General features: G+C 70.4%; 8 protein-coding genes and 1 pseudogene. 6 read left to right on the top strand and 3 right to left on the bottom strand.

Features of this window, described 5'->3' with window-relative positions:
* Positions 1-107 precede the first annotated feature (107 nt).
* Together ACWF94_RS22070 and ACWF94_RS22065 are read right to left on the bottom strand one after the other, a co-directional pair.
* Complete coding sequence (locus ACWF94_RS22070) at positions 108-851, bottom strand: phosphatase PAP2 family protein (RefSeq protein ID WP_453490940.1); 744 nt, start codon at positions 849-851, stop codon at positions 108-110.
* A 281-nt stretch (positions 852-1,132) separates the two neighbouring features.
* Entirely contained in the window at positions 1,133-2,152 is a 1,020-nt protein-coding gene (locus ACWF94_RS22065) for a C40 family peptidase (protein ID WP_453490943.1), read from the bottom strand.
* Positions 2,153-2,751: 599 nt separating this feature from the next.
* On the opposite strand from ACWF94_RS22065, the gene ACWF94_RS22060 reads away from it, so the two are divergent.
* From ACWF94_RS22060 to ACWF94_RS22035, 6 genes are all read left to right on the top strand, one after another.
* Entirely contained in the window at positions 2,752-3,060 is a 309-nt protein-coding gene (locus ACWF94_RS22060) for a hypothetical protein (protein ID WP_453490938.1), read from the top strand.
* A 242-nt stretch (positions 3,061-3,302) separates the two neighbouring features.
* On the top strand, positions 3,303-4,163 hold the full coding sequence (locus ACWF94_RS22055) for a hypothetical protein (RefSeq protein ID WP_453490936.1): 861 nt from the start codon (positions 3,303-3,305) through the stop codon (positions 4,161-4,163).
* A complete protein-coding gene (locus ACWF94_RS22050; protein WP_453490934.1) occupies positions 4,153-5,544 on the top strand; it encodes a hypothetical protein in 1,392 nt (463 codons plus the stop codon). The genes ACWF94_RS22055 and ACWF94_RS22050 overlap by 11 nt, the downstream gene beginning before the upstream one ends.
* On the top strand, positions 5,541-7,094 hold the full coding sequence (locus tag ACWF94_RS22045; protein ID WP_453490931.1) for an SCO6880 family protein: 1,554 nt from the start codon (positions 5,541-5,543) through the stop codon (positions 7,092-7,094). The genes ACWF94_RS22050 and ACWF94_RS22045 overlap by 4 nt, the downstream gene beginning before the upstream one ends.
* Before the next feature lie 14 nt (positions 7,095-7,108).
* Complete coding sequence (locus ACWF94_RS22040) at positions 7,109-8,524, top strand: ATP-binding protein (protein WP_453490929.1); 1,416 nt, start codon at positions 7,109-7,111, stop codon at positions 8,522-8,524.
* Position 8,525: 1 nt separating this feature from the next.
* A complete protein-coding gene (locus ACWF94_RS22035) occupies positions 8,526-10,235 on the top strand; it encodes a type VI secretion protein (RefSeq protein WP_453490926.1) in 1,710 nt (569 codons plus the stop codon).
* 18 nt (positions 10,236-10,253) lie between these two features.
* Here ACWF94_RS22035 and ACWF94_RS22030 read toward each other — a convergent pair.
* Positions 10,254-10,439 (bottom strand): annotated as a pseudogene (locus ACWF94_RS22030) (hypothetical protein); the annotation flags it as partial.

Genomic DNA, 10,439 nt, shown 5'->3' with positions numbered 1-10,439 from the left:
GGCCCGGCACCGGGCACCCGCGCCCCTGGCCCCCGCACCACCGCAATCGCAACCACCCCCGCCCCCGCTCCCGGGGGCACCAGCCATGACCCGCCCGGATCGATGGGTCAGGCCGCGAGATCCCGCTCCCCGCCGCCCTCGGTCCTCGGCTCGGGGATGCCGAGGGGCTCGGCCCTGCCGCCGTCCCGCCCGGAGAGCGGATGCTTCGACCGTACGAGCCAGCCGGTGCGCCCCGCCCCGGCGACCGCCGAGACGACGGGGGTCAGCAGAGCCAGCGCGAGCGGCGCGAGCAGCAGGGTGACCGCCGTGCCGAGGGCGAATCCGCCGATCACATCGGTGGGGTAGTGCACACCCATATAGACCCGCAGGAACCCCTCGGCGAGCGCGAGCCCCAGCGCGGCGAAGCCGAATCTGCGGTGCGCGAGAAAGACGCCGACGGCGATCGCCATGGCCATCGTGGAGTGGTCGCTGACGAACGAGTAGTCGGTCTTCCCGGAGACCAGGACCTCCAGACCGGAGTGGTCCATGAAGGGACGGGGTCTTTCGACGAAGCCGCGGATGGGGATGTTGACCACGAGCGCGACGGCCGCGGCGAGCGGCGCCCAGACGAGTCCGGCGACGGCCGCGACCGAGTCCTCGGCGGTACCGCGGCGGCGTACGCTCCACCAGGCCCAGAGCCCGACGACGACGAGCCCGAACATGATGCCGTACTCGCCGACGAACCCCATGACGCGGTCGAACCAGGGCGGGGCGGCCTTGGCCAGGCCGTTGATGTCGTAGAGCAGGCTGAGATCGGGCCCCGAGCCTCCGCCCGCCTCCGCGACGGAGTGCCCCACTGCGAGTCCAGCCATCTGCTGCGGCCCCTTGCCTTGTTGCCGTGTGTGTGTCGGTGTCTGCCGCGGCGCACGCGGGGAAACGCCGCTCCTACCAACCCCCGTGGTCAATCCCGTGGTCAAAGCCTGGTGATTGCTGCATGGTCAGCGCGACTGCTCTCCGTCCAGGGAACGGCCTGTTCCCTTCGGACGTTCCACTCTCAACCGAACGATCACCATGACGTTATCGAAGAGAAACACATCACCGCAGCTCAGGGCCTTGGCCTAACAGAGAGTTCCGGCCATGCGGATAGCCTGGATCACGCCTGCGAAGGCGGCTTGGGGAGCGATTTCGCGCCATCTTCGGTGACCCGGGTCGCCCCGAAATAGTCAGGAGTGTCGATCTTGTCGAAGCGGATCACGGTATTGCGACGGGGAGCATTGATCATGTACCCGCCACCGACATAGATACCGACGTGACGGATGGCCCGTGAATTGGTCAGATCGTCGGAGAAGAAGACGAGATCGCCGGGGAGCAGCTCCTCCCGGGAGGGGTGCGGCCCCGCGTTGTACTGATCGTTCGCCACCCGCGGCAGTTCGATGTCCACCGTGCGGTACGCGGCCTGGGTCAGCCCGGAGCAGTCGAACCGTCCGCCCTGCTCAGGCGTGCCGTTGCCGCCCCAGAGGTACAGCGTCCCCAGCTTCCGCTGCGCGAACTCGATCGCGCCCGCCGCCTGCCGCGAGGGTTCGACGCGCCCGATCGGCCGGGCGAAGGACTTCTCCAGCGTCCGGATGACCTTCACATAGTTCTGTGTCTCCTTGTACGGGGGGACTCCGCCGTACTTGATGACGGCGTAGGCGCCCGCGTTGTACGCGGCGAGCATGTTGTTGGTCGGATCGCCCGGGGCCTTCTTCACATATCCGGCCAGGGAGCAGTCATAGCTCGCGGCGGACGGAATCGCGTCGGCCGGGTCCCAGACATCGCGGTCGCCGTCGTTGTCCCCGTCGATACCGTGCGACGCCCAGGTCCCGGGGATGAACTGCGCGATGCCCTGCGCCGCCGCATGGCTCTGCGCCCGGGGGTTCCAGCCGCTCTCCTGGTAGAGCTGGGCGGCGAGCAGCGCGGGGGTGATCGCCGGGCAGAGGTTGCCCCACTTCTGCACCAGCGGCTGGTACCGGGCGGGCACGGCGCCCTTGGCCAGCCCGACGGCGCCGTTCTTGCCGTTGGCCTGGGACCCGAAGAGACCGGAGGCGGCGGAGTACGTCCCGACGACGAGCAGCGCGACGAACAGCAGGCACCCGCCGAGGGAGACACCTGCCACCAGCCAGCCCTTACGCACCGTCAACCGCCCTTCACCCCATGGGAGTCCGCCCTGCGTCAGTGTAGGTCGGCGAGGGGCGGATCAGGGGGTGGACGGCGGGGCGGGGCGGGACGCGTGACGACTGCGACAGCCACGGCGCGCGCGCCGCCTGCGACGACCGGCGCTCCCGGTGCACCCACCGCGCCCCGGCCACCCCGCTTGATGCGCCGTCACCCCCTCAGCGCGCCCCCTGTGCTTCCCCGTCGCCCGCACCGCTCCCGGGCGACCGGGACGCGGCCGACGAGAAAGCGGCCGACGTGAAACAGGAGTGACGGGAGCGACCCCAAAGCAGACACCGCGCGCCCGAAACGTGAGGAACGCCCCAAAGGTGGAACAACGACAGTCATTGCCCGGAGTCACGCCCCATGATACACAGAGTGACGATACTGGCTCCTCTCGGTGAACCGATCCATACCCGCCGCAGGTCAGACGCGGTGAGATCGGTCATACGTGCGGAGTTCGGGTAAAGAGACCCGCCAAGTCGGCTTACGTGGGCGGTTTCATCAGCGAAGATAGAGCGATGGCCCATGCCGTGGGGCACGGGCAGCGAACAACCCGACAGGGGCGGTGAGTTACACATGATCCTGGCAGCCGAAAAGGGCGATATCACCACCATCATTGGCGGAATCGCTCCAAATTGGGGGCCTTTCGGGGGCCTGGGGACCGAGGCCCGGGTGATGATCGAGGTGGTGATGGCGGTGGCCATCCTGATCTGCCTCGGCATCGCGATCTGGGGCGCGGCGAAGCAGCGCATCGGAGCGACCGCGCTGCGCGACACCTTCAGCGCCGAGCAGGGCAAGGGGCTGATCGTCGCCGGACTGACCGGTGTCTTCATCATCGGCTCGCTGGGGACCGTGTTCACCATCGTGTACGGGATGGCCGTCTGACCCGACCCGTTCCCCCCGCTCCGCCGCCCAGTGCTCTCCCTCCTCTCCCCGTGTGCCCGGCCCACCCTCAGAGGTTGCGTCTCCCTGATGTCGACTCACCACACCGCGCCCGCGCGGAGAGCAGCGCGGCTACCGTCGTCGTACGACAACACACCGTCGTACGACACGGATCTGTCCGGCGCGGATCTGCACACGGTTGAGGGAGGGCGTCTCCCCCAGCGGAGCGAGGGGAAGTACGCGAGATGAGCCTCGGAGACGACCACGGCCACCGCGGCGACCAGGGCGACCGCGCGGACGACGGCTTCGGCGGCACGGGCCAGACCCGCACCCGCCTCCCCAACCCCACCGACCCCGACATCTACGGCGGCGCCCGCCGCCCCCCGCGCGGTTCCCGCTCGCTGATCACGGTCGTGGGCGTGGTGGTCCTCCTCATCGCGGCCATCGCCTTCGCGAACCGCGGCGGGGGCGCCGACGACCCGTCGGGCGATACGGCGGCGGACAAGGGCGCCGGCTCCCGGCCGACGGCGGCGACGGGCGTCAAGCCGGTGAAGGGCGAGTCGGGGGGAATCCCGACGGGATACGCGAGAGACGAGCAGGGCGCCCAGAGCGCGGCCTCCAACTTCGCCGTGGCGCTGGGCTCCGACGGAATGTTCAAGTCCGGCAGCCGTCACGCGATCGTCGACACCGTCTACACACCCGAAGCGGCCGCAAAGCTGAAGGACCCTCAGGACCGGGCGTACTCCACCTCCCTCCTGGAGAAGATGGGGCTCGACGCCGAGGGGAACGCCCCCAAGGGCAGCACCTTCGTCTCCCGTACCGTCCCCGTCGGCACCAAGGTGGAGAGCTTCGGCGCGGACGCCGCCAAGGTCTCCGTCTGGTACATGGGACTCATCGGGATGTCCGGCCCCGACTCCACCGACCCGGTCCGCACCACCTGGAAGACCTGGACCTTCGAGCTGCGGTGGACGGCGGGCGACTGGAAGATCGCCACCGATACGGAGAAGGACGGGCCCGCGCCCGTCCCCGGCGATGTCGCCGCCTCCACCTCGGACGAGATCAGCAAGGCCGTCGCGGAATTCGGAGGGTTCACGTATGCCCGATAGCCCCCGCTCCCTCACCGACAGCCAGCCCCCTCCGGCCGGGCGACCGGCCCCCGGCGCCGGGGCACCGCCCCGCGACGCGCACCGCCACCGCGCGGGACCGGTTCTCGCGCTGCTGACGGGCGTCCAGACCGCGGCCCTGCTCTTCGCCGCCCGCGCCACCGCCGCGCCCACGCCTTCGCCCACGCCCAGCGGTGAGGACCGGTGCCGCTTCCTCAGCGGCAGCTCCAAGCGCTACTGCGAGCAGGAGCAGGAACGAGGGGGCTCCGGCGGCCCGCCCGACCCCACCGACTCCCTCGACCCGCTCTCCTCCCTCGCCCGAGGCTGCGCCGACGCCGCGTCCTGGACCATCGACACCCTCTCCAAGGCCGTCAAGTCCACCGCCACCGTCGACTTCACCAACACCACGTTCCTCTCCCAGTACGCCATCGTCTTCGCCGCCGCCACCATCCTCACCCTCCTGCTGTGGCTGCTCGCCGTCGCCAAGCGGGCCATCCGCGGCGTGCCCTTCATGACGGCCGTCTCCGAAGCCATCGGCTTCCTGTGGCTCACCGTCCTCGCGTCCGCGTTCACCCCGCTCATCCTCTTCACCCTCGTCTCCGTCACGGACGGCATCACCGAGGTCATCGCGGGCGGCACCAGCAGCGAGACCGACCAGTTCTTCGGGAACTTCTCCGCGGCGCTGAAGAAGGGCACCGACATCGGCGGCGGGCCGATCATGCTGATCGTCGTCTCGCTCGTCACCATCGTGGCCGCCGGCATCCTCTATCTGGAACTGTTCATCCGGGCCGTCCTCCTCTACGTCGGCGCCCTCCTCGGCGTCGTCGTCTACTCGGGACTCGTCGACAAGAACCTGTGGGGCAATGTCCGCCGCTGGGCCGGGATCATGATCGCGATCATCCTGGTCAAGCCCGTGATCGTCATCGTGCTGGGCCTCGCGGGCGCGCTCGCGGGCGACGACGGACCCGACTCGTTCTCCGCCGTCGTCTCCGGCCTCGCGATCATCATCCTGGCCATCTTCGCCTCCGCGATGATCTACCGCTTCGTCCCCGGCTTCGGCGACGAGATCGCGGCCTCCCGCAACAACCGCATCCAGAACAGCGCCGAGAGCCGCGCCGCCGCCGTCATCAGCTCCCCCGCGGCCCTCGTCTCCCAAGGCATCAAGACACACAGCTCCCGAGGCAACGGAGGCGGCGACGGCGGCAGCCAAGGCGGAGGCGGTGCCCGCCCCGCCAACCCCGTAGGCGGTGGCGTCGCCGCCCACAGCAGCCGGCCAACCGGCCCCGCGCCGGCCAAGGGAAACACCGCCCCACCGCCCCGTAACAGCCCGTCCGGCGGCACCCCGCACAGCAACCGCAAGAGCACAGGAGGTGGCGGGCGGTGACGACCCAGTCCCATCCCATCGCGCCCCGCCGTACGTATCTCATCGGTCGGGCCCGGCCGAACGCGATCGTCGGCAAGAACCGCGAGACCGGCGAGATCGCCCTGATCATCGCCGGCGCGTTCCTCGGCATGATGTGCGGGCTGCTGGTCCCCGTCCTCACCCTGCGCATCGTCCTGCTGATGGGCTTCCCGCTGCTCGCCCTGGCCGCGGTCTACGTCCCGTACAAGCACCGCACGTTCTACAAGTGGTTCGAGATCAACCGCAGCTTCAAACGCACCCTGCGCGCCGGGACCGTCTACCGCTCCACCGCCGCCGAGGCCGGGACCCGGATCGACGGCCGCGAGGTCGAGATCGGCCCGCCCCCCGGCATCGGCCGGATCAACTGGCTCGCCGCCCCCTTCGGCCCCGACGAGATCGCCGTCCTGCTGCACGCCGACCGCCGCACCGTCACCGCCGCCATCGAGATCGAGGGCCCGGGCGTCGGCCTGCGCGACAGCGAGGACCAGGAAGCCCTCGTCGACCGCTTCGGCACGCTCCTTAAGCATGTCGCCAACGGCGACGGCTTCGTGACCCGTATCCAGATGCTCGCCCGCACCCTGCCCGCCGACCCCGACGCCCACGCCAAGGACGTCGCCCAGCGCGGCGACCAGCAGGCCGCCGGCTGGCTCCGCGAGTCCTACGAGCAGCTCCAGTCGATGGTCTCCACCTCCAGCGAGCAGCACCGCGCGTATCTCGTCGCCTGTATGCACTACACCCGCGAACTGGCCGCCGAGGGCTCCGCCATGGCCCGCGCGGCCCGCCAGGCCAGCAAGTCCCGCAAGCTCGACAAGGACGCCGGCCTCGCCGTCGTCATGGCCCGCGAGCTGACCGACATCTGCGCGCGGCTCGCCGAGGCCGACATCCGGGTCCGGCAGCCGCTCGGCCAGGGCCGGCTGGCCTCCCTCGTCCACTCCATGTACGACCCGGACCACCCCATCGACCACATCCAGGCGATGACCAAGCGCAACGCCTGGCCCGCCGAACTCGACGCCATGGAGCCCACCTACCTCCAGGCCAAGACCCGCGAGTCCTCCACCCGGGCGCCCTGGTGCCACTCCACCGCCTGGGTGAAGGAATGGCCGATGACCCCCGTCGGCGTCAACTTCCTGGCGCCGCTGCTCGTCCACACCCCCGATGTGATCCGTACCGTCGCGGTCACCATGGATCTCGAACCCACCGAAGTCGCCATCGAGCGCATGCTCACCGAGAAGACCAACGACGAGGCCGACGCCAGCCGCGCCGCCAAGATGAACCGCACCGTCGACCCGCGCGACATCGCCGCGCACGGACGGCTCGACCAGCGGGGTGAAGATCTCGCCAGCGGCGCGGCGGGCGTCAACCTCGTCGGGTACATCACGGTGTCGTCCCGCTCGCCCGAAGCCCTGGCCAGGGACAAGCGGACGATCAGAGCCTCGGCGGGCAAGTCGTACCTGAAGCTGGAGTGGTGCGACCGCGAGCACCACCGGGCCTTTGTGAACACCTTGCCGTTCGCGACCGGCATCCGCCGTTAGGGGCCTTGATCCTCATGCGAGATCCGCTGTCCGCCGTCACCGAGGCGTTCACGGCCTTCATCCTCGGCAAGGTCGAGACGACCCGGCTGCCCGTCCGCACCTCCACGGGCCAGGCCCAGGCCGTCTATCTGCCGACCGCCGCCCCCGGCCTCGGCGACTCGGGCGTCATCATCGGCCGTGAGGTCTACAGCGGAAAGGGCTATATCTACGACCCGTTCCAGCTCTACGGCCAGCAGCTCCCCGCCCCCCACTGGCTGGTCCTCGGCGAGTCCGGCAACGGCAAGTCGGCGCTGGAGAAGACCTATGTACTGCGCCAGCTCCGCTTCCGGGACCGCCAGGTCGTCGTCCTCGACGCCCAGGGCGAGGACGGCGTCGGCGAATGGAACCTCATCGCGCAGGAGCTGGGAATAACCCCCATCCGGCTCGACCCGATGACCGCGATGGACGACGGCATCCGGCTCAACCCGCTGGACCCCGCGATCACCTCCACGGGCCAGCTCGCCCTGCTCCGTACGATCATCGAAGTCGCCATGGGCCACGGCCTGGACGAGCGCTCCGGCTTCGCCCTCAAGGTCGCCCACGCCTACGTCAACGAGACGATCACCGACCGGCAGCCGGTCCTCACCGATATCGTCGAGCAGCTCCGCCACCCGGAACCGGAGTCGGCGGAAGCGATGAACGTCGACATAGACGATGTACGGGCCTGGGGCCTGGATGTCGCCCTCGTCCTGGACCGGCTGGTCGACGGCGACCTGCGCGGCATGTTCGACGGCCCGACGACCGTCGGCATCGACCTCGACGCGCCCCTGATCGTCTTCGACCTCTCCCATATCGACCGCAACTCGATCGCGATGCCGATCCTGATGGCGATCGTCGGCGTCTGGCTGGAGCACACCTGGATCCGCCCCGACCGGAAGAAGCGCATCTTCCTGGTCGAGGAGGCATGGCACATCATCAACAGCCCCTTCGTCGCCCAGCTCTTCCAGCGGCTGCTGAAGTTCGGCCGCAGGCTCGGTCTCTCCTTCGTCGCCGTCGTCCACCATCTCTCCGATGTCGTCGACGGAGCAGCCGCCAGAGAAGCCGCCGCCATCCTCAAGATGGCGTCCACCCGCACGATCTACGCCCAGAAGGCCGACGAGGCCAGATCCACCGGACGGGTCCTCGGCCTGCCCCGCTGGGCCGTCGAGATCATCCCGACCCTCACCCCCGGTATCGCGGTCTGGGACGTCAACGGCAATGTCCAGGTGGTCAAACACCTGATCACCGAGGCGGAACGGCCACTCGTCTTCACCGACCGGGCCATGACCGAATCCTCGGGACCCGCCCTGCCCGAGGACGTAGCAGCCGCGGAGTGGGAGGCGGAGCAGCGCGCGGCCAGGATCGAACGGCAACAGCAGCTGGACGAGTCCTCCGAGTCGACGGTGGCATGAGATGGGGCACGGCCGCCGTCACGAGGGACAGGGACAGAGGCAGGGACAAGGCAGCGGAGGCGTCCCGGACGGCCTGCTGATCGGTCTGCTCGCGCTGGGGTTCGCCCTGCTGATACTGGCCTGGACCGCGACCGGCTTCGCGGGCCTCCTCGCCCACGGCGGCTGGCCGGCGGACGTGACCTTCAAGAACGCGCCCATGGCCGTCCGCTCCCTCATCTCCTCCCCCAAGGATCTGCCCGCCGCCTGGCCGGACACGCCCCCCGGGGAGCTGTCGGGGTACGGACTGTTCTGGGGGATCGCGATCAGCGAGCTGATGGTGCTCGCCGTCCTCACGGTGTTCACCCTGGGGACTCTGGCGCGCTGGAAGGCCGTACGTGCCGCACGCCGCGAGGCCCGCATCGCCGGACCCCCGGCCCCTGCCGACCCCATCGAACAGCGCCCGGCCGCCGCCCCCGCGCCCAAGGCCGAGCCCTCGCGCCCCCAGGCGGCCACCGGCGTCTGGGACCCCTACGGCACCACCGCGTCCCCGGCCGGGTCGACTCAGCCACCTGGCCCCGCCGACCCTGCGCACCCGTCCGCTCTCGCCAAGTCCTCGCATCCGTCCGCTCCCGCCACCCCGGCGCGCGGGCCTGCCTCCGCCGAGCCCTCCGAGCCCTCACCGGTGTCACGGCCCCCGGGTGACGGCCTCAACGCCCCGGTGCCCTCCGCCACCCCGGCGCAACCGCACCGGCCGGCCGGTGCGCCGGACAGCTCCCCGCTCCTGGAACACACCACGCTCCCCGCACCGCGCGCGCCCCGGCTGCTCTACGGCGACCCCGCGACCCGTCGCCCGACCACCATCCAGGCGGTCCTCGACGCCGAGGGCCCCGCCCTCGTCATCACCTCCGACCCCAGCGTCTGGTCCGCCACCAAGGACGCCCGCGCCAAGCTCGGCCCCGTACTCGTCTACGACCCCGGCCACCTCTGCGACACTCCCGGCCGCCTCCACTGGTCCCCCACCACCCGCTGCGAGAACGCCGAGACCGCCGCCGGCCGCGCCACCGCCCTGCTCGCGCCGGTACGGCCCCGGGCCCTGCTCGACGCCGCGATGGCCGACACCGCCGAGACCCTCCTCCGCTGCTGGCTGCACGCCGCCGCCGTGGACGGCCGCCCGTTCAAACAGGTCCACCGCTGGGCACAGGGCATCGCCGTCCAGGACGCCGTACGCATCCTCCGCACGCACCCCAAGGCCACCGCCGGGCTCGCCGGACTCCTTGAATCCGCTCTCACCGCCCATGCCGAACGGCGGGAAATCGCCCAGCAACTGGTGGCCCGAGCGCTCTCCTCGCTGTCCTCGATCCATATCCGCGAGGCATGCACCCCGAACCGAACCGACACGCTCACCCTCGAATCGTTCGCGGACGAAGGGGGCACCCTCTATCTGGTGGGGGAACCCATCGAGGACCCCCGATCCCATCCGGGGGCGATGCCGCTGCTCACCGCACTGGCCTCGGACGTGGTCGAGAGCGCCCGCCGCAGGGCCGCCCGGTCATCCGCCGGCCGGCTCGACCCGCCGATGACGCTCATCCTCGACGACGTCGCCGCCGTGGCCCCCCTCCCACTGCTCCCTGATCTGCTGGCAACCGGCCAGGACAAGGGCTTGCCGACCCTGGTCCTGCTCCGCTCGGCCGAACAGGCCCGCGCCCGCTGGCCGGAACCACTGATCCAGTAGCCGCCGACCAGCCGTCGATCAGCCGTCGATCCCCGCGTCAGGGAGCAGACACACCGCCGCCCGGCCCGCGCCGGATCTCCAACTCCAGATCCCGCCCGCCCAGTCCCCCGGCTCATACACGAAGGACCCGCTCTCCAGGAACCCGAACCGCCGGTAGAACGCCGCAGCCCGCTCGTTCCGATCATCCGGCATAATGCAAAAAGC

Source organism: Streptomyces sp. NPDC055078 (genome assembly GCF_053607985.1).
The sequence above is the reverse complement of the archived record's forward strand: the minus strand, read 5'-3'. Positions and strand labels throughout refer to the sequence as shown.

Bases quoted from the DNA above. Each gene is read 5' to 3' on its own strand.
- ACWF94_RS22070 (WP_453490940.1), bottom strand. From the start codon at position 851: ATGGCTGGACTCGCAGTGGGGCACTCCGTCGCGGAGGCGGGCGGAGGC.
- ACWF94_RS22060 (WP_453490938.1), top strand. From the start codon at position 2,752: ATGATCCTGGCAGCCGAAAAGGGCGATATCACCACCATCATTGGCGGA.
- ACWF94_RS22055 (WP_453490936.1), top strand. From the start codon at position 3,303: ATGAGCCTCGGAGACGACCACGGCCACCGCGGCGACCAGGGCGACCGC.
- ACWF94_RS22050 (WP_453490934.1), top strand. From the start codon at position 4,153: ATGCCCGATAGCCCCCGCTCCCTCACCGACAGCCAGCCCCCTCCGGCC.
- ACWF94_RS22040 (WP_453490929.1), top strand. From the start codon at position 7,109: ATGCGAGATCCGCTGTCCGCCGTCACCGAGGCGTTCACGGCCTTCATC.
- ACWF94_RS22035 (WP_453490926.1), top strand. From the start codon at position 8,526: ATGGGGCACGGCCGCCGTCACGAGGGACAGGGACAGAGGCAGGGACAA.